This is a genomic window from Peloplasma aerotolerans, from assembly GCF_030012175.1.
Lineage (GTDB): Bacteria > Bacillota_I > Bacilli_A > Acholeplasmatales > Acholeplasmataceae > Peloplasma > Peloplasma aerotolerans.
On the sequence record NZ_JASCXW010000001.1, the window covers coordinates 36,217 to 62,135 of the forward strand.

General features: G+C 32.2%; 28 protein-coding genes. 27 read left to right on the forward strand and 1 reads right to left on the reverse strand.

Annotated features, from left to right (window positions below; genetic code table 11):
* Window positions 1-62: 62 nt before the first annotated feature.
* The 5 genes from QJ521_RS00145 (at window position 63) to obgE (ending at window position 3,662) form a co-directional block, all read left to right on the forward strand.
* Window positions 63-1,196: an ABC transporter permease gene (locus QJ521_RS00145; protein WP_430757345.1), complete on the forward strand. Its 1,134-nt coding sequence runs from the start codon at window positions 63-65 to the stop codon at window positions 1,194-1,196.
* Window positions 1,197-1,459: 263 nt separating this feature from the next.
* Window positions 1,460-1,768 carry a 50S ribosomal protein L21 gene (gene rplU / locus QJ521_RS00150; RefSeq protein WP_282838340.1) on the forward strand — a complete coding sequence of 103 codons (309 nt, stop codon included), beginning with the start codon at window positions 1,460-1,462 and terminating at the stop codon, window positions 1,766-1,768.
* A gap of 4 nt (window positions 1,769-1,772) precedes the next feature.
* Window positions 1,773-2,087 (forward strand): ribosomal-processing cysteine protease Prp, encoded by a 315-nt coding sequence (locus tag QJ521_RS00155; RefSeq protein ID WP_282838341.1) that lies wholly within the window; start codon window positions 1,773-1,775, stop codon window positions 2,085-2,087.
* Between the two features lies 1 nt (window position 2,088).
* Window positions 2,089-2,367, forward strand: coding sequence for a 50S ribosomal protein L27 (gene rpmA, locus QJ521_RS00160; RefSeq protein ID WP_282838342.1), 279 nt, complete (start codon window positions 2,089-2,091; stop codon window positions 2,365-2,367).
* A gap of 41 nt (window positions 2,368-2,408) precedes the next feature.
* A complete protein-coding gene (obgE, locus tag QJ521_RS00165) occupies window positions 2,409-3,662 on the forward strand; it encodes a GTPase ObgE (protein ID WP_282838343.1) in 1,254 nt (417 codons plus the stop codon).
* Between the two features lie 57 nt (window positions 3,663-3,719).
* On the opposite strand, the gene QJ521_RS00170 is transcribed toward obgE, so the two are convergent.
* On the reverse strand, window positions 3,720-7,304 hold the full coding sequence (locus tag QJ521_RS00170; RefSeq protein ID WP_282838344.1) for a hypothetical protein: 3,585 nt from the start codon (window positions 7,302-7,304) through the stop codon (window positions 3,720-3,722).
* A gap of 125 nt (window positions 7,305-7,429) precedes the next feature.
* Here QJ521_RS00170 and ruvA point away from each other — a divergent pair, with 125 nt between their 5' ends.
* The 22 genes from ruvA to QJ521_RS00280 all read left to right on the forward strand — a co-directional run bounded on the left by ruvA (window position 7,430) and on the right by QJ521_RS00280 (window position 25,816).
* Window positions 7,430-7,984 (forward strand): Holliday junction branch migration protein RuvA, encoded by a 555-nt coding sequence (gene ruvA / locus QJ521_RS00175; protein WP_282838345.1) that lies wholly within the window; start codon window positions 7,430-7,432, stop codon window positions 7,982-7,984.
* Window positions 7,985-7,991: 7 nt separating this feature from the next.
* Window positions 7,992-9,008, forward strand: coding sequence for a Holliday junction branch migration DNA helicase RuvB (gene ruvB, locus QJ521_RS00180; RefSeq protein WP_282838346.1), 1,017 nt, complete (start codon window positions 7,992-7,994; stop codon window positions 9,006-9,008).
* Window positions 8,998-10,014: a tRNA preQ1(34) S-adenosylmethionine ribosyltransferase-isomerase QueA gene (queA, locus tag QJ521_RS00185; protein WP_347568066.1), complete on the forward strand. Its 1,017-nt coding sequence runs from the start codon at window positions 8,998-9,000 to the stop codon at window positions 10,012-10,014. The genes ruvB and queA overlap by 11 nt, the downstream gene beginning before the upstream one ends.
* 51 nt (window positions 10,015-10,065) lie before the next feature.
* Entirely contained in the window at window positions 10,066-10,446 is a 381-nt protein-coding gene (locus tag QJ521_RS00190) for a hypothetical protein (protein WP_282838348.1), read from the forward strand.
* On the forward strand, window positions 10,446-10,715 hold the full coding sequence (locus QJ521_RS00195; protein ID WP_347568062.1) for an HPr family phosphocarrier protein: 270 nt from the start codon (window positions 10,446-10,448) through the stop codon (window positions 10,713-10,715). Before QJ521_RS00190 ends, QJ521_RS00195 begins: the two co-directional genes overlap by 1 nt.
* A 65-nt stretch (window positions 10,716-10,780) precedes the next feature.
* Window positions 10,781-11,398: a tRNA (guanosine(46)-N7)-methyltransferase TrmB gene (trmB, locus tag QJ521_RS00200; protein ID WP_282838349.1), complete on the forward strand. Its 618-nt coding sequence runs from the start codon at window positions 10,781-10,783 to the stop codon at window positions 11,396-11,398.
* Window positions 11,379-12,437: a M42 family metallopeptidase gene (locus QJ521_RS00205; protein WP_282838350.1), complete on the forward strand. Its 1,059-nt coding sequence runs from the start codon at window positions 11,379-11,381 to the stop codon at window positions 12,435-12,437. The genes trmB and QJ521_RS00205 overlap by 20 nt, the downstream gene beginning before the upstream one ends.
* Complete coding sequence (locus QJ521_RS00210) at window positions 12,434-13,276, forward strand: aldo/keto reductase (RefSeq protein ID WP_282838351.1); 843 nt, start codon at window positions 12,434-12,436, stop codon at window positions 13,274-13,276. Before QJ521_RS00205 ends, QJ521_RS00210 begins: the two co-directional genes overlap by 4 nt.
* A 101-nt stretch (window positions 13,277-13,377) precedes the next feature.
* On the forward strand, window positions 13,378-14,142 hold the full coding sequence (locus tag QJ521_RS00215; protein WP_282838352.1) for an ECF transporter S component: 765 nt from the start codon (window positions 13,378-13,380) through the stop codon (window positions 14,140-14,142).
* A 22-nt stretch (window positions 14,143-14,164) separates the two neighbouring features.
* Window positions 14,165-14,911, forward strand: a complete 747-nt coding sequence (locus QJ521_RS00220) for a type III pantothenate kinase (RefSeq protein WP_282838353.1) — start codon at window positions 14,165-14,167, stop codon at window positions 14,909-14,911.
* Window positions 14,912-14,980: 69 nt separating this feature from the next.
* Window positions 14,981-16,645, forward strand: a complete 1,665-nt coding sequence (locus tag QJ521_RS00225) for a phospho-sugar mutase (RefSeq protein WP_282838354.1) — start codon at window positions 14,981-14,983, stop codon at window positions 16,643-16,645.
* Between the two features lie 11 nt (window positions 16,646-16,656).
* A complete protein-coding gene (locus tag QJ521_RS00230) occupies window positions 16,657-17,919 on the forward strand; it encodes an aminopeptidase P family protein (RefSeq protein ID WP_282838355.1) in 1,263 nt (420 codons plus the stop codon).
* A gap of 54 nt (window positions 17,920-17,973) precedes the next feature.
* A complete protein-coding gene (locus QJ521_RS00235) occupies window positions 17,974-18,654 on the forward strand; it encodes a hypothetical protein (protein WP_282838356.1) in 681 nt (226 codons plus the stop codon).
* Window positions 18,655-18,726: 72 nt separating this feature from the next.
* The gene (locus QJ521_RS00240) at window positions 18,727-19,353 is read left to right on the forward strand and encodes a hypothetical protein (protein WP_282838357.1); all 627 of its coding nucleotides are present in this window, start codon (window positions 18,727-18,729) and stop codon (window positions 19,351-19,353) included.
* Window positions 19,350-20,129, forward strand: a complete 780-nt coding sequence (locus QJ521_RS00245; protein WP_282838358.1) for a hypothetical protein — start codon at window positions 19,350-19,352, stop codon at window positions 20,127-20,129. Before QJ521_RS00240 ends, QJ521_RS00245 begins: the two co-directional genes overlap by 4 nt.
* On the forward strand, window positions 20,116-20,670 hold the full coding sequence (locus QJ521_RS00250; RefSeq protein ID WP_282838359.1) for an ATP-binding cassette domain-containing protein: 555 nt from the start codon (window positions 20,116-20,118) through the stop codon (window positions 20,668-20,670). Before QJ521_RS00245 ends, QJ521_RS00250 begins: the two co-directional genes overlap by 14 nt.
* A gap of 80 nt (window positions 20,671-20,750) precedes the next feature.
* Complete coding sequence (locus QJ521_RS00255) at window positions 20,751-21,347, forward strand: hypothetical protein (RefSeq protein ID WP_282838360.1); 597 nt, start codon at window positions 20,751-20,753, stop codon at window positions 21,345-21,347.
* 199 nt (window positions 21,348-21,546) lie between these two features.
* Complete coding sequence (infC, locus tag QJ521_RS00260; protein ID WP_347568067.1) at window positions 21,547-22,077, forward strand: translation initiation factor IF-3; 531 nt, start codon at window positions 21,547-21,549, stop codon at window positions 22,075-22,077.
* Window positions 22,078-22,094: 17 nt separating this feature from the next.
* A complete protein-coding gene (gene rpmI, locus QJ521_RS00265) occupies window positions 22,095-22,295 on the forward strand; it encodes a 50S ribosomal protein L35 (RefSeq protein WP_282838362.1) in 201 nt (66 codons plus the stop codon).
* 15 nt (window positions 22,296-22,310) lie between these two features.
* Window positions 22,311-22,919: a 50S ribosomal protein L20 gene (gene rplT / locus QJ521_RS00270; protein WP_282838364.1), complete on the forward strand. Its 609-nt coding sequence runs from the start codon at window positions 22,311-22,313 to the stop codon at window positions 22,917-22,919.
* A gap of 64 nt (window positions 22,920-22,983) precedes the next feature.
* Window positions 22,984-24,441 carry a hypothetical protein gene (locus tag QJ521_RS00275; RefSeq protein ID WP_282838365.1) on the forward strand — a complete coding sequence of 486 codons (1,458 nt, stop codon included), beginning with the start codon at window positions 22,984-22,986 and terminating at the stop codon, window positions 24,439-24,441.
* A gap of 307 nt (window positions 24,442-24,748) precedes the next feature.
* Complete coding sequence (locus tag QJ521_RS00280; protein ID WP_347568063.1) at window positions 24,749-25,816, forward strand: M42 family metallopeptidase; 1,068 nt, start codon at window positions 24,749-24,751, stop codon at window positions 25,814-25,816.
* The last annotated feature ends 103 nt before the right edge of the window (window positions 25,817-25,919 follow it).

Below are 25,919 nucleotides of genomic sequence, written 5' to 3' on the forward strand. Positions count from 1 at the left end.
TAGCCATTTACGCAGTATTACTTTTACTCTACTATACAACTGGAATTAAACTATTCTTAGAAATGTTTCAAAGCATGCACACATCATTTCCAATCTTACTCATTGTTGCTTTAGGTGGTTTAATCTCTGAACGAAGTGGTGTGACGAATATTGCACTCGAAGGTATTATGATTATGGGTGCATTCTTAGGTATTTGGTTTGTTTTAGGGTTGGAAGCTTATCCTTATTCAAACTTTACAGTCTTTGTCATTTTCTTAGTAAGTATTATGTTTGCAATAGCTTTGGTTTTATTGACATTGTTTATCATTGACATCATTAGGGAAAAGAAACAAAAAGAAAAGTTCAAGGTTAACCTCTACATCAAAGCTGGTATCGTCTTAGCACTTGCTGTTTTAATGACTTTAATCCTTAGAGGTATTCAACCTCAAAAATACTTTATATTCTTAATGGCAATGATGGTTGGTGCAGGTGTTGGTTCGGTTTATGCCATGATTCATGCGTATGCAGCAGTTTATTTGAAGTCAAATCAAATTATATCTGCAACCGCACTTAATATTTTTGCCCCTGCATTTTCAATCTTTACCTCAAGATTTGTTAGAAATAGTTCAAATTATAATATTAGAACCAATGTTAGAATTGCAGAAGTTCCTGTATTATCAAAAATACCTGTTATTGGTGAACTCTTCTTTACAAACACTTACTTAACACTTTATATTTCATTACTGCTATTAGGCTTAGTTACCATTTTCTTATATAAAACGAAATTCGGTTTAAGACTAAGAGCTTGTGGAGAAAACCCACAAGCAGCAGATAGTTTAGGTGTTAATATTTATCGGACAAGATTTATTGCAGTAACGTTATCTGGTACACTTGCTGGAATGGGTGGTATCTTATATGTTCTACCATCAAAAGCATATAGTACAACCGTTGCTGGATTCGGGTTCTTAGCACTAGCAGTTATGATTTTTGGTAACTGGAAACCTAAAGGTATATTATATGGTGCATTATTCTTTGGATTTATGCGTACACTCGCCCTATATTACCGAGAAGTACCATTCTTAGCAAATCTTGAATTGACATCAGATATTTATAATGCAATACCATTTATTGCAACCTTAGTCATCTTAGCGATTTTCTCTAAGAAATCGAATGTTCCGAGAGCACTTGGTCAAATCTATGATCAAGGAAAACGATAAGCGGTTGACTACAACCGCTTTTTCTTTGTAAAAATGAATCGATTAATATACCAAAATATAAGGGTTTATATATATAAATGCCTGAATATGACACAAAATCATCCAATCAAGCTTATAATCGGATAAACATGCATATTTTGATTGACTTTTGTAGTCACATAAGATAAAATATCTATGTTGTACCACATAGGACAGGTTATAAACGCTTATACATAAGCTACCTTAGATAGTGAGTCTTCAGAAAAATAAGGAGGTGTAGCAACATGTATGCAGTTATTAAAACAGGCGGTAAGCAAGTTAGAGTTAGCGAAGGTCAAGAAATTTACGTTGAAAAATTAGACGTTGAGGCTGGAGAAAATTATGAGTTTACTGAAGTCTTAATGATCGGTGGAGAAAAAACCGTTATCGGAACTCCAGTTGTAGACGGAGCAAAAGTCGTTGCCAAAGTATTGAAACACGGTCGTGGTAAAAAAATCATCGTTTTCAAGTACAAGGTCAGAAAAAAATATCGTCTAAAACAAGGCCATCGTCAATCATATACAAAACTTGTGATCGAATCTATTAAAGCTTAAGGCAATGATTACATCAAAGTTTACGTATATGAATCAAAAGCTTAATCAAATTACAGTATCAGGTCATGCCAATTATAAACAACATGGCGAAGACATCGTGTGTGCCGCTGTTTCAGCAGCAACCCTCGTTACTGCGAACGCGATTGAGCATTTAAAGTTAAACCATAAAATCGGTTTAACCGTATCTGAAGGTTATTTCAAACTAACACTTAATGAAGAAGACCCAATTGTATTGGGATTACTTGAGAATTTGGAATATACTTTAAATGAATTAGAAAAAAATTATCCTAAATACATTAAAAATCAGAAGGAGGGATAACATGTTAAAGTTAAATATACAGTTATTCGCATCGAAAAAAGGAACCGGGTCATCTCGTAATGGTCGCGATTCACAATCTAAGCGTCTTGGTCTGAAATTATCCGACGGACAATATGCAACTGCAGGTTCAATTATTTATCGTCAAAGAGGAACTAAAATTCACCCAGGCAACAACGTAGGTCGTGGTGGCGATGATACATTATTTGCAACAGTGACAGGAACGGTTAAGTACGAAAGAAAAGGCCGCAACAATACACAGGTATCAGTTTACGAAGGATAATCCAATTATCCTTTTTTTGTGTCAGAAAATGAGGTGTTCTTATGTTTGTAGATGAAATCGTAGTAGAGGTTTACGGAGGAAAAGGCGGTAATGGTGTCGCTGTTTTTCGTCATGAGAAATATGTTGAGTTCGGTGGACCTTGGGGCGGAAACGGTGGCCGCGGTGGCTCAGTCATCTTTGTTGGTGATGAAGGTAAACACACGTTAATGGATCTACGATATAAAAGACATATTAAAGCACATGCAGGCGTCAATGGGAAAACCAAAGGTATGCATGGAGCAAATGCTGAACACACTTATGTAAGAGTACCATTAGGTACGATTGTTTATACAGAAGATAAATCTTTAAAAATCGGTGAGATTACTGAGCATAATCAAGAACTTGTGGTTGCTCATGGTGGCAAAGGTGGTCGTGGCAACATGGCGTTTGCTACGCATAAAAACCCAGCACCTAATTTTGCTGAAAATGGTGATCCCGGTGTTCAAAGAAAAATATTAGTAGAATTAAAAGTATTGGCCGATATTGGATTAATTGGCTATCCTAGTGTCGGTAAATCGACTTTAATTAGCGTTGTTTCCAATGCAAGACCAAAGATTGCTGAATACCCTTTTACGACCTTACAACCGAATTTAGGTATGGTATCTATTGGTGAATCATCATTTGTTTTGGCTGACTTACCAGGTTTAATTGAAAATGCACATCAAGGTCTAGGTTTAGGTATTCGTTTCTTAAAACATATTGAAAGATGTAAAGTTTTTTTACATGTACTTGATTTAACAAGAGAAAATCCGTATGAGGATTTTGTTAAAATTAATCATGAATTAGAAATGTATAACGAGACTTTATTAGAAAGACCTCAAATCGTTGTAGCAAATAAGATTGATATGCCAGATACTGAAGAAAAACTTGAATATCTAAGAAAACATATTGAAGTTCCTATTATAGCAATTTCAGCACTTGAAAAAAGAGATATTGATCAACTCTTGTATAAAATCATAGAGTTATTGAAATCAGCACCAGTGATTAAAGATGAAACACCAGACTATATTAAAAACTATACATTCGAAGAAGATGAACCAGACTTTATCATTACGAAAGTTGATGACGTCTTTGAATTAACAGGAAGAAAGTTAAAACTGATCTTTGATCGTACTGACTTTACAAAAGATGAAGCGGTCAGACGTTTTGCAAGACAACTTAGAAGTATGGGTGTTGATGAGGCCCTACGAAATAAAGGCGCGAAAAATAAAGATACAATTCGCATCTTTGATTTTGAATTTGAATTTATTGAATAAAGGGCTTAGCCCTTTTTTTAATGTAAAAAAATAAAAAAAAGGAAAGAAAATTCTTTCCTAATTTAAGTGTAACAATCTCAATTTTGACCGATGTGCTTTTTTAAGAATTCGATAATCTCTATGCAGGACACGGTTTTGACTGTTTTTGGTTTGTTGGCTAAATTTTTCTAAGTGTGCTTTAATATTGTTTAATTCAGCTTCACGTCTTTGATTCATACGTTTTAAGTTTTGATCGTATTGATTGTTTCGCTCAATGTTTGATTGATCTTGTTTTGCAATTAAATCTTCATAATGTTTTGTTTTTTGCTTCAATGCAAGAAGGTTTTTATCATGACTTGCTTGATATCTTGTTAAGATAACTTGGTTTTTATTGCCGATTGATGCCTCAAGACCTGTATGATTTTTATCAGCATTCATAATACTTGAATCAATTTGAGCTTTTGTTTTATTAAAGAGATCCTCAAGTTGACGTGTTTTTTGTTGGTGTTCAAAAGCATATTGTGTAGCAATTGAGAGTTGATTTTCATTTAATAATTTTAATTCTTGTTCCTGTTTGTCTTTATTTTCTGATATTTTTTGCTCCAAAGAACGAATCACTGATTGATCAAGGACAAGTTTTTTCTTATGTGATATCGACTCGAGTTCAAGTTTTTTCTTAATCTTATCGTTTTGTGCAGTAATTTGTCTTTCTTTATCTCGTAATTTCTTTTTGCGTTCAGATTCATGATACTTCATATTGTTTTCATAATTCGCATTTAAACTATGAATCAGTTGATATGTTGTTTTTTTGAATCCACGAATCATTGCTTCTTGTTCTTTTTGATTGGTTTGATAGAACTTGAGCATCACATCTAAAAATCTTTGATGGTGGATGGTTAAGTTTTTATCAAAGATTAAAAAATTCTTTTTAAGCTTTTTAAGCTCCAATGTCAAAAAGGCATCCGAGACGTAAACTTCCGAATATAAAGATTGATAGAATTGATTGATACCATCAAAATGTTGTTTGAGTTGATGAATGAATGATAAATAAACTTTTTGATTGCGGTTCAAGTAACGGTAGAAGAAGGAAGCTTCATCATGTTTTGTTTTTTCTAAATCTTTTTCAGAGTCTTTTTGTTTTGTTTCTAATTTGATGATTTCCTCATCTAATGGGGTAATCTGAGCATGTTTTTCATCAATCGATTTTTCAATACGAGTTAAATTTTGCTTAATACGCTTAACTTCATGTTCATGATTACTTAACAACTTTTGATTTTCTTTTAAATCATGATGACGATGTTCACTTTTTGATTCGTTTGATTTAATGTCTTGATTGATTTTTCCTAATTGATTGATAAATGCATGATTACGTTCTAATTCTGTTTGATTTGCGAAAAATTGCTCTTCGAGTAAACTGATTTCTTTTTGTATAAGTTTTTTTTGCTCATTAATCTTTTCAATTTCTTGTTCATAATAGTTCATCATATCTTCGTGTTTGAGCATATACTTATATCCAGTTAAATCATCGATTTTCTTTAAATAGAAATCTTGATCTATTTTTTGATAATATTCAGTAACTTGAATCGTAGAATTTAAGAGCTCTTGATTTAAATCAATAAGAATCTTTAGTGTTGCTTTAAAGACTTCGGGATGTGATGGGACATGATAAAGTTCAGAAACAGCTTTTTCAATTGTTTGATGATTTTGATAAAGTAATCTCATGATATTTAGATACATTTCTGTTTGTTCTTGTTGCAACTCTAACTCACATTGATATGTCTTTAATAAGCGGTTAGCTTTTTCGTTGTTAACACGTTGTTGGTGCTTGTATTTGGCTTCATTAACGAAGAAAGTACGTTTGTCCTCTTCAGCTTTTGCCTTTTCTTTAATCAGTTCAAGCGTATATTTGTTATCAATATAAATAATTTCTCGATCCGATTCTATTGAAAATGTTGCTTCATTAAGTTTGTTTTGAATTTGTTGTTTGGATTTATTAAATATTGCTTGACTCAATTCACTTCTTAAATCTTGTTCCTTAAGGGAGTAATCACGTTTTGCTTTTTCTTTTTCGAGTTCAAGTTGTGTTGTTGTATTTAATACTTGAGTATCAGCGTTGAATAACGCCTTAATCTTTTCTCTTTCCATTTCGATTAAAGCAAGATTTTTTTTATGTTCAAATTCTAAAGTCTGTTCTTCGTGTTTAAAACTAGCAATCGTTAAGTGTGCATCATTGGCTAAAAGATTTAATTCTCGTTCTTGGATGGATGCTGCAATTGCAAGTTGATATTCTAAAGGAAGTAGATCTTTGTTGTGATTGAGAAGAAGCACTTCTTTTTGAGATTGCTGATAAATTTCTTGAAGTTTTAGAAGTGATTCAGATGCACTAATATTATGATTGTAATTGAGATCTATTTTTGCAAATTCTTGTTTTTTCTCGTACTCATATAATGATTTTTTAAGTCTCCACTCATTGATTTCTCTTAAATGTTTTTGATCAAGTTCAAAAAGTTTCTTTTGTGTTTCTCTTTTCTTAACTAAAATATCTTTATTGGTTCGAATGATTTGCTTATTAAGTTCTTGATCAAAACTATTTAATTCTCTAGTTAACTGGTGATTTTTCTTATCTTTTTCGTATTCAGATTCTAGACTTTTCATTTCATCGCGCATTTCACGTGATTTAAGTAGTTTTTCTTTTTGCGTTGACTCACGATATGCAGATAGTTTCGAATTGAATAGTGTAATTGAATCGTTACCCTCATGGATAATGCGTTCACGCTTCGTTTCATACCCTTGTTTTTGAACGTCAAAAACGACATTTAAACTGTTTAGTTTTTCACTATACGTTATAAGTGCCTTTTTTTGAGTTTCTTGATATTCCTTTTTTAAATCTTCAATTGATTTTTGGATTGGTTTAATTTTTGTTTGATAACTTTTATCTAGTGAAACTAATGATTGTTGGTACTTTTTCTTAATATCATTAATCTTTTTGTTAAGGGAAATACTCAATTCAGTATATGTATTTTTAATGGTTAAATAACTATCATCATGATCAGAAGAAGCTTTTTGACTGTTTTCTTTAATAACCATTAATTTTTTTTCGAAGTCAGTTTCAAACTTTTTAAGTTTTTTTTCGACTGCTTTAACTTTTAAATCATATGATTTTGCAATGACTTTAGTTGTCTCAGTTTTTTCTTTTTCGATTTCTAATGTCGTTTCTTGATATACTTTTTTAGCTTCAATCATAACTTTACGGATTTGTGATAAATCACGTTTTAAGACTTGATCTGCCTTATCTAAGCTTGCCTCTGCATCTAGATTGATTTGATTAATTTTTTGTTCAATGACTTCAAGTTCTGATTTTAGATTTCCATTAAGTTCATGTGTTTTATGAACTTTTTCTTTTTGACTTTTTTCAATTTCATCATGGTTTTTTTCAATAATAAGATCCAAAGAACGTTTGTAATTTTCCATGTTTTCAGCATAATCTTTGTTAATCTCAACCATGGTTTGAAAAAACTTTTCTTTAACTTGATTGTGTTTTTCAATTGTTTGAGCAAGAAATGGATTGACATCACGCAAAACAGCTACCAATTTTTTTGAGATTGGTAGGTATTTCTTGTCTACGCTTAGTTGTTCTTTCAAGTCTGTTTCAAAAGACTTCATATATTCAAACTTTTGGATATCCATCACGCCCTAAAATAATTATATCATATTAAGAAGATATGATAGAAAAAACTAGAGGAAAATGGTATAATAAAAAGTAATATATAAAAGGTGTGGTGAAGAACATGTATGCATATATCGATGGAACGATTAAAGAAATCAAACCAAGCTATTTAGTGATAGAAAACAATGGCATTGGTTTTTTGATTATTTCACCGAATCCATACAGTTATCATTTAGGTGAGGCAACAAGAATTTATACCCATCATTATGTCCGTGAAGATTTAGATAATCTTTACGGTTTTAAGAGTCTTGAAAGTAAAGACCTGTTTATTCGCCTTATTGGCGTATCCGGTATTGGCCCAAAAAGTGCATTAAGTATTCTTGCTACTGAGAACTTAAATGAAACGATTTTCGCAATTGAAGAAGGTAACATTAAGTATTTAACTAAGTTTCCAGGTATTGGTTTAAAGAGTGCTCAACAAATTATATTAGATCTTAAAGGCAAGTTGGTTGATGATGATACTGAACTTGTTCCAACACATAAAAGTGATGTAGAAGCTGCACTTTCAGCTTTAGGTTATTCTAAAGTTGAGATTAGAAAAGTCATGAAAAAAATCGACCAAGATCAAGAGGTTGAAACCATGATTAAAGCTGCATTACAATTGCTAATAAAGTAGGTAATTTATGGATAAAGAACGTATTGTAACGGCAATGTCAATCAAAGAAGATGAAGATCAAACGCTTCGTCCTCAGACCTTAGACCAATATATCGGACAAAACGATATTAAGGAAATGCTTGATGTCTATATTAAAGCAGCTTTGAAGAGAAAAGAAGCATTAGATCATATTTTGTTGTATGGTCCTCCTGGTCTTGGAAAGACAACACTTGCACAAATTATCGCCAATGAGCTTGGTGTACAAATTAAAATAACGAGTGGTCCTGCCATTGAAAGAAGTGGCGATTTGGCTGCTGTTTTAAGTTCATTAAATCCTGGTGATGTTTTATTTATTGATGAAATTCATCGTCTTCCAAGATTTGTAGAAGAAGTTTTATATGCAGCGATGGAAGATTATGTTTTAGATATTGTGATTGGCAAAGATCATGAATCAAGATCGATTAGAATCGATTTACCGCCGTTTACTTTAATTGGAGCAACCACTCGTTTTGGGGATTTATCAGCACCGTTAAGAGAACGCTTTGGCGTTGTCTTAAGGTTGAGTTATTATGATGTTGATGATTTGAAAAAAATCGTTAAAAGAACATCAACAGTTTATCAAAACGAGATTGAAGAAGATGCCGTTAACGCTTTAGCTAAAAGAAGTAGAGGTACGCCTAGGATAGCAAACCGTTTGTTTAGACGGGTTAGAGATTTCGCAGAAATTATTGGTGATGGTGTGATTAATGAAAAAATTACGAATCACGCATTATCTAAATTAGGTATTGATCATAATGGTTTAGATCATACTGATTATAGATATTTAAGAAGTATTGTTGAAAAGTTTGCTGGAGGACCTGTTGGTATTGAAACCATAGCAGCTACCATCGGTGAAGAAATAACAACAGTTGAAGATGTTTATGAACCTTATTTATTAATGGAAGGTTATATTAAAAGAACACCTAGAGGAAGAATGGCGACTGAAAAAGCTTATCAATCCTTAGGCATCAAATATTATAAAGGATTGTTTAATGATGAAAGTTAGTGATTTTGATTTTAATTTACCAAAAGATAGAATAGCACAACATCCCAGCGAGAAAAGAGATCATTCAAGATTAATGATTTTAAACAGAAATGATGAAAGTATTGAACATCAACATTTTTATGATATTACTAAGTATTTAGGTCATCATGATGTGTTGGTGATTAATAACACAAAAGTCATTCCTGCTAGACTAATGGGAGTTAAAGCAGAAACAGATGCTTTAATAGAAGTGTTATTATTAAAAGAGCTTGAAAAAGATCTTTGGGAAGCGATGACGAAACCTGCAAAACGGGTCAAAATAGGGACGAAAGTCTTATTTGGTGACCTTTTGATTGCTGAATGTATCGAGATCAAAGATGAAGGTTTACGTGTCTTTAAGATGCATTATTCAGGTTTGTTTATTGAAATCCTAGAACAATTAGGTACTATGCCACTTCCACCTTACATTACTGAAAAATTAGAAGAAAAAGACCGTTACCAAACGGTTTATGCAAAAGACTTAGGAAGTGCAGCAGCACCAACTGCTGGTCTACATTTCACAAAAGCATTATTAAAACAACTTGAATCTCAAGGTGTTGAAATCATTCCTATTACACTTCATGTTGGTCTTGGCACATTTAAACCTGTTTCAGTAGATAACGTCTTAGATCATCATATGCATGAAGAAACCTATACGTTAACTAAAGAAAGTACAGATCGCTTAAATCAAGCTGTTAAAAACAAGAAAAACATCGTCTGCGTCGGAACAACTTCACTAAGAACCATTGAAAGTAATTTTGACAATGGATTTCATGAAGGTACATACGAAACGGGTATATTTATTTACCCGGGATACCAATTTAAAGCAGCCAATCAATTGATAACAAACTTTCATTTACCTAAATCAACATTAATGATGTTAGTCAGTGCAATAGCTGGTACTGATTTTATTAAAAAAGCATACCAAGAAGCAATTGATCAACACTACAGATTCTTTTCATTTGGTGATGCCATGTTTATTAAATGATTGAAAAAATAACATAAAATAGATATAATCTATATAGATGGAGGATATGATATGGGGTATCTACTAGGAATTGAACCACAATATGTAATTTACTTCGATGTTGCATTTATCTTTCTAATCTTTTTAATTGCATTCATCTTTATATCCATCAAAAGAAAAAAAAGAGTTAAGCTTAAAGTCGTACCTTTAGGTGATGCGTATCTCGACCAATTGTTTGAAGCTGTTGGAAAAAGAAAAAACATCATTGAAATATCAAGTGAACATCAAAGATTAAAAATTGTGTTGTCTCAAGTCAGAGAAGTTGACACACTTAAATTGAAGCAATTAAATATTCCAGCATTTTTAAAAGGAAAAGAACTTACGTTATTGATCAAAAATCATACAAAAGAAGTCGTATCATATTTTAATGATAAGATGAGAGAGGACAAATAATGGAACAAACATTTCTAATTATTTCAGAATATGGAGTACATGCTAGACCTGCAACTAGGCTTGTTAATCTTGCGATGAGTTTTAATTCTGACATCAGTTTGACCGCTTTAGGAAAAACAGTAAATCTTAAATCAATCATGGGTTTAATGTCTTTAGGTATTTATAAAGGAGAAATCGTTAAAATATCAGTGACTGGTAGCGATGCTGAAAAAGCAATCGTTGCATTAAGTGACTTTATGATTACAGAAGGTTTAGGAAGATTGGCGTAATGCTTGATAACGAAAACTAAAGTGGTAAAATTTACCGCTTTATGTTTATAGATTGGATGAAACTTATGCGACAAAAGAAAATTAAATCAGCAACGATTGAAAACTTGGCATCAGAAGGTGTTATCGTTGAAATTCAAAAACTTAAACTGGACAATCGAAAACGATTTTTAGAAATCGGTAGTGGAAAAGGCCAGTTTATTACTGCCAAAGCTAAAGATTATCCTGATGATTTATGGATTGCCATGGAAGTTAATATCAATGTGTGTTATCGAATCTTAGAAAAAAAGAATGAGATGCAATTAGATAATTTGATCATTGTGCATGGAGATGCACAATATTTAGAACAATATTTTGAAGCTGATTCAATTGATGGTTTATATCTTAACTTTTCTGACCCTTGGCCAAAGAAAAGACATCATAAAAGAAGACTAACATCCCCATCATTTTTAAAACAGTATTGTAACATATTAAAACAAAATGCATTTATTCAATTTAGAACTGATCATTTAGATTTATTTCAAGACAGTTTGGAATATATTGAACCCTATTTAAATATTAAATCAGTTGATTACGATTTAGATGAATCACCTTATATGACAGAATATGAAATCAAAAAAAGAGCGTTAGGACCTATTTATCAGCTTATTGGAGAGGTAGAAAAACATGTTGAAGAAAATTTATAAAGAGTTATTTCATTTAATGGGAACCAGTGGATACGAAAAGGAAGTTCGAACATATATGCGAAACTTTATGCAAAAATATCCAAATTATACTGTAGAAACAGATCGCTTAGGATCTATTTTTGCTGTAAAAAAATCTAAGGTTGAAAATGCTCCTGTCGTGATGATTGCAGGACATATGGATGAAGTTGGCTTGATTGTTTGTGGGTTTACCGATTTAGGCATGTTAAAGATTCAGCCCATTGGTGGCCTAAACGGTGATGTGTTCGTATCTCAAGTTTTAAACATCCATACAAAAAATGGAGTGATTCATGGTGTTGTAGGTACGATTCCACCACACTTTAGAACAGAGCAAAGTACAGCTATTAGTGATTTAATCTTAGATATCGGTGCAAGTTCTAAAGAAGAAGCTAAAGCATTTGGTGTAGAACTTGGTGATATGGTTTTATATGATAATCCATTTAAATATACAAGAAATCCGAATCGTATTATTTCAAAAGCAATCGATAATCGTTTTGGTTGTGGTCTAGCTTTAGAAGTGATTCAAAAGTTTCATGATGTTGACCTACCGTTTACATTAGTCAGTGGAGCAACCGTTCAAGAAGAAGTTGGCTTACGTGGTGCTGAAACTGCTGTTAACGCTTTTAATCCTGATGTTTTTCTAGCACTTGATGCATCACCAGTTAATGATGCAATCGATAAAGATGCTTTAGGTGGATTAAATAAGGGCTTCTTATTAAGAATGTATGACCCAAGAAATGTTATGCATCAAGGCACTTTAGAGTTTTTTGTTAAACTCGCAAAAAAACATAAAATACCTCATCAACACTTTACATCGAAAGGTGGAACAGATGCAGCTAAAGCACTTGATATGGGTGCTGGTGTGATTGCTACAACGATTGGTCTACCTGCTAGATATATTCACAGTACAGCAGCGATGATGGATGTTAGAGATTTAGATGCAGCCAGAAAGATGTTATTTACTGTTCTTCGTACGTTAAATCCAGAAATAATTAAAAATTTAAAGGAGAGTAACAGATGAAAACAATTCAATTACACAATGGCGTAGAAATGCCACAATTCGGCTTAGGAACATTTAGAATGGCAGATGGAGAAAGTGCTTATGAAAGCGTGAAATACGCTTTATCATTAGGTTATAGACATATTGATACTGCACAAATGTATAAGAATGAAGAAAGTGTCGGAGACGCGATTAGAGATTCTAAAGTTCCAAGAGAAGAAATCTTTATTACAACCAAGCAGGGTGGACACTCAACGGTTGAGAATATGGAAAAGTTATTTGATGAATCATTAAAGAAGTTACAAACAGATTATGTTGATTTATTTTTGATTCATTGGCCAAACCATGATAAAACGATTAATCAACAAACTTGGAAGTTTTTTGAGTCCTTATATGAGCAAAAAAAGGTTAGAGCAATCGGTGTTTCTAACTTCCAAAAACATCATTTACTAGATTTATATGAAACAGCACGCGTTAAACCGATGGTCAATCAAGTTGAATGTCATCCTGGTTTATCACAAGTTCCTTTAAAAAAATACTTAGATGAGCAAAAGATTGCTTTAGAATCTTATGGACCTTTTATGAAAGGTGGCATCTTTGAAGGTATTTGGGAAGAAGGATTAGGAAAAATTGCGAAAAAACATCATGCAACCATTCCTCAAATCGTGATTGCTTGGGGACTAGCTAGAGGCATCATCATGATACCTAAAACTGTCACTCCAGCGCGTTTAGAAGAAAACTTTAAGGCAACCAGAATAAATTTGTCAGAAAAAGAAGTTGAAGAAATAAATAGCTTAAACCGCGGAAATAGAATTTATACAGATCCAGATAATAGTCCATGGGGAGCATATTTCGAATAGTCCTAGGTTTTTAGGACTTTTTTTCTTGTGTTTTTTGATTAAAAGTATTATAATAAAGCCATAACTTATGGGACCCTTTGTGGCCTAAAAAGGAGAAAAAAATGAAAAAAAGTGATATTCAAGATTTAACGTTAACGTCGGTTTTTGCAGCAATTATTTTAGTGATGACATTCGTACCTCAAATTGGTTATATAACCATTGGAACGGTTGCCTTAACGCTGATTCATATTCCTGTACTGATTGGTGTTTTTTTATTGCCAAAGAAATATAGTTTGATTTTAGGTTTATTCTTTGGATTAGGTTCTTTAATACGTGCAGCTACAACACCTACTGGACCGCTTGACCCTGCGTTTGTTAACCCTCTGGTTTCAGTACTTCCAAGATTACTATTTGTATTAGCAGCAATCTATATTATTAAGTTATTTAAAGTGTTCGATGAAAAAGTGAAAAATTCAAATATTTATATTTTTGCAATTGTTACTTTAATTACATCTTTAGGTATTTACTATGCTGGCCAAGCGATTGTAGATTTTTCTGGATGGAATCGGACTTGGGTTACGATATTGTTTTTGCTGATTAATGTCGGTTTTATTACTGGATACTATGCATTTATTAAGAAAGATGATAACAGACGTATCTTAGTTCCATCAACCTTAATTCTAGCTACTGTCATACATACGATAGTTGTATTAACTGCTTTAGTTATCTTTGAAAGAGCATTAGTAACAACCTTAATTCCAAGTGATCAACTCTTTGGATTGATTGTGACTATTGCGGTATCTAATGGCTTAGTTGAAGCAATTTTAGCAGCATTTATTGGGACACCAATATTATTTGCCCTTGAACAAGTAAGAGAAAAAAACTAAAACAAGAAATGAGTGATTTTTGATGATTTTATTATTTGATGTAGGCAACACCAACGTATCGATTGGACTTGCTGATGATAAAGGTTTAGTTGAAACATATAGGTTAAACACTGAAGTTAACAAAACTGCAGATGAATATTATGTATCGATGAGAGATTTGTTTGACGTTAAGTTAATTAAAGAAATAGCGATTTCATCTGTTGTTCCAAGAATTACAGAAAAACTTAAAGAAATTTCAAAGAAGTTCTTTAAAATTGATCCATTAATCATTGGTCCAGGTGTTAAAACAGGGTTAAACATAAAAACAGATCATCCAAAAGAAGTAGGTGGTGATTTGATTTGTGCAGCTGTTGCTGTAGAAGATACAAAAAACCCAACTTTAGTTGTTGACTTAGGTACAGCAATTAAATATATCTACATCAAAAATAAAACCATTTTAGGCGTCATCATTACGCCAGGTGTCGGTATTTCTATTAAAGCATTAGTGGGAAATACAGCTTTACTACCGGATATTGATATCGAAGTTCCTAAAAAAGTGTTGGGAACCAATACGATTGCATGCATGCAATCAGGGGTAACATATGGTGTTGCAGCACAAGTCGATGGTTTAGTTGAACGCGTCAGAGATGAGGTTCAAGAAGATTTCGATTTAATCTTAACAGGAGGATTATCAGAAACGATTGCTCCTTTATGTAAACATCCATTAACTAGAGATCCTGATGTCGTCTTGAATGGATTACTTAAAATATTTAAAAGAAACGTCAATTAATCAATAAATAGCCAGAAATTTCTGGCTATTTTAATGTTAATTATTATATAATAACAACAGGTGGTAAATATGTCATATTTAAAAAAGTATCAATTTTGGCTTAATCAAAAAGATTTAGACCCAACATTATTGAATGAGCTGATTAGTTTAAACGAAGAGCAAATTGAAGAAGTATTTGGAACTGACTTATCTTTTGGAACCGGTGGTTTAAGAGGTCTTTTAGGTGTAGGTTCTAATCGAGTTAATATTTATACAATTCGCAAAGCAACTTTGGGTTTTGCTAGATATATTAAAAAGAATCATATTCCAGGGAATGTTGCAATTGCATATGATAATCGCCACTTCTCAAAAGAGTTCGCAAAAGAAGCAGCAATGGTTTTAGCAGCTCAAGGTATTGGCTCATATGTTTATCAAGATTTAAGACCAACACCGATGTTATCTTATGCTGTACGCTATTTTAAGTGTGCAGGTGGCATTATGATTACAGCTTCACATAATCCGAAATCTTATAATGGATATAAGGCTTATGATCAAACAGGTGCACAACTCAATCCTAAAGATGCTGATAGAGTTATTGATGAGATCAATCAAGTTGATAATCCATTTGAAATTGAAACGATTGAAAATGATTTGATTCAATATATAGATCTATCGATGGATGATGTTTATTTAAATGAAGTGAAAACCATTCAACTAAATAAGGTTGATAAACCTGTTAAGATCGTCTATTCTCCGCTTCATGGAACGGGTAAAGATATTATTCCTAAGCTGTTAAAAGATGAAGGATATCTCGTTTATCCCTATACACCTCAAATGATTGCTGATCCGAATTTTTCTAATACGGATTCATCGAATCCTGAAGAAAAAGAAGCCTATATTGGGTCGATATCCTATGCGAAAGAAATTAATGCTCCAGTTGTGATGGTAACAGATCCTGATGCAGACCGTTTAGGGATTGCAGTTTATCATGATGGTGAGTACCACTTATTAAGTGGGAATCAGACAGCTACGATTGAGCTTTATTACATTCTTACACAATTAAAAGCTCAGAATAAACTTCCCAAAAACGGATTTGTTTATACAACCAATGTAACAACAGATATGATTAAAACAATAGCAACCGATTTTAATATAGAAGTTCAAACAACATTAACTGGATTTAAATTTATAGGTGAATTGGCTGAATTGAATCAAGATAAGGGACCTTACATTTTCGGATGTGAAGAATCTTATGGTAGTTTGATTAAAGACTTTGTTAGAGATAAAGACGCTGTTCAAGCTGTTTATATGTTAGCAGAGATTGTAAACTACGTTGATGCCAAAGGTCAAACATTAATCGATTACTTAGATGAAATCTATCAAACTTATGGATACTACTACGAATATACTGCAAGCTTTATGTTCCAAGGCTTATCGGGGATTGAAAAGATGAATCAGATGATGGATCATTATCGAAAGAACCCACCTCAAATCGAGTCTAAAAAACTTTTAGCTTATGATGATATCATTTCAAGTATTCGTTTCGAAAATGGTGTAGAAACGAAATTAGACTACCCAAAATCAAATGTACTCAAATACTACTATGAAGATAACACTTGGATAGTATTTAGACCGAGTGGTACTGAACCAAAACTTAAAGTCTATTTAGGAACCAAAGACCAATCGATGGAAAAAGCAAAAACTTTTGTTCATCAAACGAGTGATCAATTGAAAAAACAAATTGATGCACTCTAGAAAGGGAACTTATGTATAAAAAAAGAAGAGAACAGTATTTAAACAAAATCGAGTCACATTCATTATCGTTATTTTTCTCAGGAAAAGCACCACAACGCTCTAATGATCAAAACTATCCTTTTTCAGTCAATAGAAATTTCTTTTACTTAACTGGTATAGATCAACAAAACGTTTGTTTGTTGGTTGCTAAAGGAGAAAAAGATGCAGCGTGTTACTTATTTATCGAAAAAGTTGATCCAGTCAAGGCATTATGGGATGGTGCAGGTCATACATTTGAAGAAGCTGCAAAGATTGCTGACCTAGAATTAAAAGATATCAAAGATATCACAACTCTAGACCAAACCATTTCACAGCTTTTATCAACTTCAAGAAGAGCACTATTTGGTTCAATCGAACAAATCTATCTTGATTTAGAAAGACAAAGCAACCTATCAGAACCAACGATTCCAATTCAATATGCACAAAAACTAAAAGAACTATATCCATTTATACAAACCAAAACAAACCAAATGATTTTAGCAGAACTTAGAATGGTTAAAGATCAAGACGAAATCGAAAAAGTTAAGCGTGCATTAGCAATCACTCAAATGGGATTAAACCAAATCATGTTTACCCTACAACCAGATAAATACGAATATCAAATACAAGCTGAATATAATTTTGTCTTAAATGCAAATCGTACCATACCATCATTTGATACAATCGCTGCATCAGGAAAAAACGCAACCGTTCTTCATTATGTCGAAAATAAAGATCAAATTAAAAATGGTGATCTTATCTTATTTGACTTAGGTGTAGAATATGAACATTATTGTTCAGATATTACGAGAGTTTATCCTGCAAATGGTAAATTTACCAAACGACAAAAAGAAATCTATGAAGTTGTTTTAAAAGCTAATAAAGAAACAATCAAATGGTTAAAACCAGGTGTTTCTGTTCAAGAGTTTTTTGATTATGGAAAAAATATATTAATCGAAGGTGCGAAGCAACTTGGATTAATTAAAGAAGATGCAGAAATTAATAAGTATTATTATCATAGCTTAGGTCATTATCTTGGCCTAGATGTTCATGATGTTGGAAACTATAGCCTACCTATTCCAGAAGGTGCTTTAATTACCATCGAACCTGGATTGTATATTGCTGAAGAAGGTATTGGCATTCGTATTGAAGATGATGTTGTTGTTACTAGTAAAGGCTGTATTAACCTATCTAAAGACATTATTAAAGAAGTTACAGACATTGAAGCTTTTATGACTAGCAAGAAAAATAAATAAGAAATCGGGAAGATGTTTTTCTTCCCTTTTCTATTCGTATAACAAGGAGGATCTATGACAAAAGAAGATTATGCACATAAAATTAAGCAAATATATAAGTCAAGACCAGAATATAAAAGACTAGAGCTTATTAAAATAGCTTTGTGGATTATTTCACTTGCTAGCTTAGTTGTCGTATTATTGATGTTTCCTAATGCGATTCTACCTTATGGATTAGTCGTTATACTACCGGTTATAGGTGGTGTTGTTATTCATTTATCTCAACTCACACAAATGAATCTTTATACCCGCAGGGTTATTTCTCCTAATCATTTAATACCTTTAAATACCTTGATGCTAAACTATATGCTCTTCGATTCAAAAACATATCGTTTTCAAATCATTAAATCTGGCATACCTACTCCACCTTATCAACTTGATCATTTACTCAATATTCATTTTTCTGATGAACACAAACTAGAAATATCTGCTAGACAAATATCAATGCCAAGTGCGCTTGGCAGTCGTTCATCAGCGATTAAAATGGGTAGATATACTATTGATGAATCTGTGAAAAAGAAATATTTAAAAAGATCTTATTATGAAGTTAAGTTTAAAATTGAAACAGAAAAATCAGATATTGCATTAGAAGGTACCAAATTTGGTATTGAACAACTTAAACAAGTGATTCAACAGTTGCAAGGTCAAGATTTAGTCAAATCAAATTTAATAACCGGATCTATAGATCATAGTTAAGAAGACCTTCGGGTCTTTTTTTTAAAGTAAAAATGTCATGTCACATCTATCATAAGGCAGGAGGATAGATAAATGAAAAAACTATTGTTTACGGTATTATGTTTGATGATGGTGTATTTGATACCGAATACATCATATGGTGGGACTAATTATCAAAGTTATGAACATATCGTGGTTGCTAATGGAAAGCTATTAGAAGACTTTACATCGAAAGATTACACAGCTTATTATAAAAATGTAGATAAAAGACAGTTTTCTGGTTGGAAAGTCTATAAAGTTCATTCCAATGCAAAAGCGACATATGTTTCAGAAACACTCTTTTCATATTATAACGATGGCTATACACCGATAGACTATAAATACAAATTAGACCGCAAGGTCAACACGAAATTAGGGATATCAGCTTCTGGAACAATCGGCATTAAAAATCAAAAAGGTGCTGCTGCATTTAAAAATAATCTAGATGCTTCTTTGAAGTTATCTGCAGATTATACAAGAACATCTGAGGATAAAGAAACTTATGAAATCAGTTTAAAGGTTGATCCAGGCACTCAAGTTGATTTATATGTTTATGGTGAAGCGAAAGTTACGAATGGGGTTGCAGCTCGTTATCTTTTTTGGATAAGAACGGAACGTGGTGGTTTTGAACTCTTTTTAATTACAACACAATACCAACGACTTGAGAAAAAGCGCATATGAAAAACATGATTTTTTATATAACGGTGATTATGTTGTCTGGGTTAATGATTGTGGTGATGATGAATAACCAAGAAAAAGTATCACCAAAAGTGATTACAGTTTCTAAATCCTATGCGTACCATTATGACTCTAATCAATCGATAGAAATACCGATTTATCTTAATCAAGCAGATCATCCCTTAAGCGATTTATCAAGTTATTCTATGGTCTACATTGCTAATGAGGATGCTACTAAAAAACTGGAGTTAGATTTAATTAAAGTGCTTGAAGGACATCATGAAAGTTACTTGAATGAAACTTACCTTTTATATACACTTATTTTTAATATGCCTTACTTAGATAATCTCTTTGAAATAGCTGACTGTTTTATCCATATAGATTTGATTAATGATGATTCATATGAACTTATGATTGGTACGTTTTCTTTATATCACATTCAAACATCATCGAAAAACCTAGAATGGACATCACTGAGTGGCATGAAACAAGAACACTCTTTTTTATCAAGATTGAATAAAATCATTATTGAATATGCGACTATAACCGAAACCATTGACTATATTGAGATTAGCCCTCACATAGAAACAACATTTGAACTAAAAGACAATCAACTGATTATTTATATTGAAAATGATAACTATTTATTAGATAATGTGCCAGTGATTATTCATTATGCGAATAACGAACAACAGGTGATTGAAAACTTTAGGTATATTATCGATTATCACATTTTAAAGGAAAGCGGAATGCTGATTAACTTATATGCCCTTAATTAAGCTTAATAATGCTGGTAAGCATTACTTGAATAAACAATTTAATCTTGAAATAAATCGCAGTGATTTTATATTAGTCAGTGGTGAAAATGGTAATGGTAAAACAACTTTAATTCAACTTATTTTAGGTTTTACGCATCCTGATACAGGGTGCGTAGAATCTTCTAAGATTAAAATAGGATATTTACCTGAAAAAGCGATGTTACCATTATTTATTAAAGTGCTAACTTATCTTGAAACGTTAGCTAAAATCAAAAAAGCAAAGATTGATCAAAATTTATTGCTTGCTTTTAATATTCCATTGTTTAAAAGTATTCATGAACTTTCTAAAGGTAACCAACAAAAACTAGCAATCCTTTCAACATTTTTAGGGAATCCTGATTTAATTATCTTAGATGAACCTCTATCGGGACTCGATACAGAAAGTACATTGGTCTTAAAGTCGTTTATTGAGCAAAAGAAAGCAGAAGGCATGAGCTTTATGATTTCAACGCATCAACCAGAAATGTTTATACATATGGCATCGACACATTTAAAGCTATGATCTACTTTTTATATCTTAATCTGTTTTATAGTAAAAAAAGGAAGATTCTAGTTTTTAGCTTTATCGTTTTTATCATCATCATGGCTTTATTAAGTTATACAGCTGACTCAATCAATGAACAGCTTTTATATATTGAATATCATAACAACTATTATCACCAAATGATGCAGAGCATTCTTTCGATGATCTTACCTTTTTATGTGATTTTGTTAGTTATGGATCATGACCAACCTTATCATAAACCTTTAATGAGTTACTTTGGAAGCAATAAAATTATTATTTCTAAGTTAATTTTATATATCTTAATTCTTACATGGGTTTACTTAATGACAGCCATTTTATATCATCTGTTACCATCTTTTCTAGCATCTTATTTTCTCTTCAATCTCGATGCATTACCGTTTTTAATAGAAATCTATTTGGATGGATTCATCATAATCATCTTAGCGATGCTCTTCATCAAAGATCGATACAAGTCATTATCTGTAGCAATACCCTTATTTTATGTATTATTTAGTTTTGTTATAGAAGACTATCAACAAGTAGCATTTTATTATCTTTTTCCTATCTATTCTAAGCATTTTTCAGCTTTTACACTTGCCAAATATTATAAACTATGTTATATTTGTCTAGGATTCGCCATTGCATATCAAAAAATGCTGAAAGAAGAGCAATAATTCAATGTTAATGCTTGACTTAATCATCAAAAATGGTATAATCTTCATGAAACAAAATAGTGAAAAGAAGAGGTACCCTCTCGCCTGATGGACAAATTCATGGGCAAATGTGTCACGATCAATCATTTGACGTTACTAGTGGGTGCTATATGTACACACTTTTTTATTTTAAAAATTGCCACAAACGGAGGTGGACTGTATTAAACAAAACAAAGGGAAATCTACTGAACTCGTAAACGAAAACATTCCAAACGTAAATCTTCTAGTGATCGATGATGCTGGAACTAAACTAGGTATTATATCTAGAAAAGAAGCATTAGACATTGCTGAAGAAAAAGAGTTGGATCTTGTTGTTGTTTCTCCTGAATCTAAGCCAATGGTTGCTAAACTTATGGACTATTCAAAATATCGTTATGAGCAACAAAGAAAACTTAGAGAAATAAAGAAAAACCAACAAACTGTTGAACTTAAAGAAATTCGTTTAAGCCCAACTATTGATAAACATGACTTAGACACTAAGCTTAAACATGCAATCAAATTTTTAGACAAAGGACATAAAGTTAAACTAAGTATTCGTTTCTTTGGTAGAATGATCACGCACATAGACGTCGGTAGAGGCGTTATGGAGAAGTTTATTGAAAATGTCGGACCTAAAGCCAACGTTGAATTAAGACCAAAAATGGACGGTAGAAGTTTAATCGCAATACTTGCACCAAACACAAACATTTAGAAAGAAGGATAACAGAAATGCCAAAACAAAAAACACATAGTGGTTTAAAGAAAAGAATTAAAGTTACTGGTACTGGAAAATTAATGCGTGGACACGCTTATAAAAACCATTTAGCAGCATCGAAAACAACAAAACAAAATAGACAATTAAGAGGATCAACAGAAGTGCACCCTTCAGATAAGAAGCGCATTAAATCATTGATTTCTAACTTAATGTAATCGGAGGGAAAACATATGCCAAGAGTTAAAGGTGGAGGCGTAGCTAGACGTCGTCGTAAAAAAATATTAAAATTAGCAAAAGGTTATTTTGGATCAAAAAGAACATTATATAGAACAGCTCATGAACAAGTAATGCGTTCATTAAGCTATGCTTATAGAGATAGAAAGCAAAGAAAAAGAGAATTCAGAAAACTTTGGATTACACGTATCAATGCAGCTGCAAAGCAAAATGGAATGAAATATTCTACATTGATTCACGGTTTATCATTAGCAAATGTTGCAGTTAACCGTAAAATGTTAGCTGATATCGCAGTGTTTCAACCTGAAGATTTCACATCATATTGCAAGTTGGCTAAAGATGCATTAGCAGGAAATCTTCCTAAAGCATCTAAACCAGTTGTAAAAGAAACACCACAACCTAAAAAAGCTGAACCTAAAAAAGAAGTCAAAGCTGAAAAGGTAGAAAAAGCAGAAGTTAAAAAAGAAACAAAAAAAGTTGAAAAAGTTGACTATTCAAGCATGCTCGTTAAGGAATTAAAAGAACTTGCGAAAGAAAAAGGTATTGAAGGTTACAGTTCAATGCTTAAGGCAGATTTAGTTGAGGCTTTAACAAACTTAAAATAAAAGTTAAAAAGAGTGGAAAAACCTACTCTTTTTTTGTATAATATAACCATATAGGAGCTTATATATGAAACGTCGTGTTGCAATTGCTGGATCATTGACCATTTTAATCTTTGTTTTGATGCCGATTGCTTTGATATTACTCGAATTACGAGGTCAAGGCATTTTTATGATTACTGCAATTTTAACACTGGTTTATGTTGGTGTTTATGTCTTTGGTGGTGTGCCTAAGCTGATTATCGCTTTTATTTATGGGTTTATCACATTTATGTTTTTATACTTACTAGAAGAACCCTATCATTTACCTTTTATTATTATTGGTACTTTATTATTTGTTTTGAATCCTTTATCAGGATTTGAAAGTTATATGGAATCAAAAATGAATGATGAAGATGTATTACCAATCAGAATCAGTATTCGTGGATCTTTTTGGCCATTTTTCTCTTACCAAAAAGAAATGAAGAACTTTTATCATTTGCCACAAGCAAGAAAACTTTATACGAAGAAATGGTATTTACAATTAAGACAATTAACGACATTGTTCTTGATTACTTTGGGTATCTTTTTATTCATCTTAGGAATTAACAATATCGCGAACTCATTAGATAACTTTGATTGGATTAACTTCTTTATATTTTATAATGTTGTTATTATCTTTATTCTGGCATTCTTTCTTTATAAGAAAGGATTTACATCCACGTTTAGAACGCTTGTGATTTCTTTGTTTTTACCTATTATCTTCTTAATCTTTATATCTACCTTTCCAATTGCCTTAAAGTTCAGCTTAGCTGGAGCAATGTTTTTAATTGGAATTATCGTAGGTGTTATTGAATTAATCAAGTATTTCCAGCGTGTTGCATATGATGTTTATCATTATCATGATGTTGATTTGCAAAAAGAAGTTTTCGCAAATGCTTTATTTGAGCCTTTAGTTTATAATGAATCCTACATTTTATGTGCACAATATAAAATTAAAGTTGATTTAGATACATTCCAAAAACATTTTCACGATATTCTAGTCTACGCAAATTATTTTAAATTCATTATTACAGCTTATACATATGATAAACAATTTGTTGAATTACATGCAGATTTTCATTACCGAAAGAAAAAACGTGCTGAAAAATTTAAAGCTTTTTTAGAAACAAAGTTTAAATCTGAAATTCCACTACAAGTAGAAGAAGATCCTAATAAAGAATTCTATGAAAAAAACTTTTTCCATCGACCTGATTACATTATTGCACGTGCTCAAAATCTAGCTTCTTTATTAAAGGAATTAGAAATAAAAACTAAAATCATTGTTTCTATGATTGTTTACTTTGAATTAGAAGAAGAACTTGAAGCATTTAGTGAAGATCATCCTGTTATTCGTCTTGATGATTTAAGTGAGGAAGATTACTTAACTGTACGTGTTAATATTCCAACAATTAACGTCGATTATATGATCGAATCTAAGATTCGAGAAGTCTTATTATCCTTAATGATCAATCACGGAAAATTTGTTAGAATTTCTGTTTATTACTAATCATTCTAGATAATAGCCAAATAAAGAGATTTAAAAGAGTAAATAGCGCTTTCAATACTTGAAAGCGCTTTTAAATGTCTTGACATAATGCATATTTAGTGATAAATTGAAGATGAACCTAGGAAGCAGCCGTGGAACCCAAACCATTATTTTGGATACTAAAACAATGCGGGTGTGAAAGCCAAGCAATTGGAATCCCAAAGCATTGACAAGATAGTACCCCCGTGAACTATTTCGTTCTCACAGCTTTCTAGGCTTTTATTATGCCTAAAAATATGATATAATTTCATCAACTAAAGTAAAGGAAATGGTACTTATGAATAAACAACTTGAAATCTTAAAAAAATTATCGTCTTTACCTGGTGTTCCAGGCAATGAAAAACTAGTAAGTCAATACATTGTTTCAGAAATTAAAGATCATGTTGATCAAATCGAATATGATAATTTAGGATCTGTTATTGGTGTGAAAAAACAAAATGGACCAAAAGTGATGATTGCCGGGCATATGGATGAAATTGGATTGCTTGTCACTCAAATCACTAAAGAAGGATTTGTGAAGTTTCAAACATTGGGTGGTTGGTTTTCACAAGTGATGCTTGCTCAAATATGGGAAATCCATACAAAAAAAGGTGTTGTTCATGCTGTAACAGGCGTCAAGCCACCTCATATTATTCCTAAAGATAAAAGAAATGTTGCCATCGAAATTGAAACGATGTATTTAGATTTAGGTGTTTCTTCTAAAGAAGAGGCAGAGAAGTTAGGTGTTGAACCAGGTAATATGGTAACACCACACGCAGAATTTATGGTTTTAGGTAATGAAAAATATTTGCTCAATAAAGCTTGGGATAACCGTATTGGTAGTGCAGTGGTTATGGAAGTCTTGAAGAGGTTAGATCAGCATCCTAATGCTTTATATGGAACATTTACTGTTCAAGAAGAAGTTGGATTAAGAGGTGCTAAAACTAGTTCTTATGTTGTAGAACCTGAAATCGCACTCGCTATTGATACCGGATTAGCAAATGATGTGCCTGGTGGTGAAGCTAGTGAGCAGTCACTAGGTAAAGGACCTCAAATCTTATTGTATGATGGGGGACTTGTTCCTCATCAAGCATTGAGAAGATTTGTTATTGAAGTTGCTAAAGAAGAAAAAATTCCTTATCAGGAAGCATTTATTGTTGGTGGAAGAACAGATGCAGGGCATATGCATTTAGCACATCGTGGTGCAGCAGCTCTATCGATTGGCGTTCCTACAAGATATATGCACTCTCATACATCCATTATCCATTATGATGATTATGAGAATACAGTGAAGCTTGTTTTAGCAGTTATTAAAAAACTAGATCGTCAAACGGTAGATCAGATATTGGCTCAGTAAGCACTCTATGAGTGCTTTTTTTATTAAAGATGGTGTTAATGGTTTAACATTTAAATATGTTTTGATATAATAATGGTGCAGCCAGATTAGATAAATCTTTACC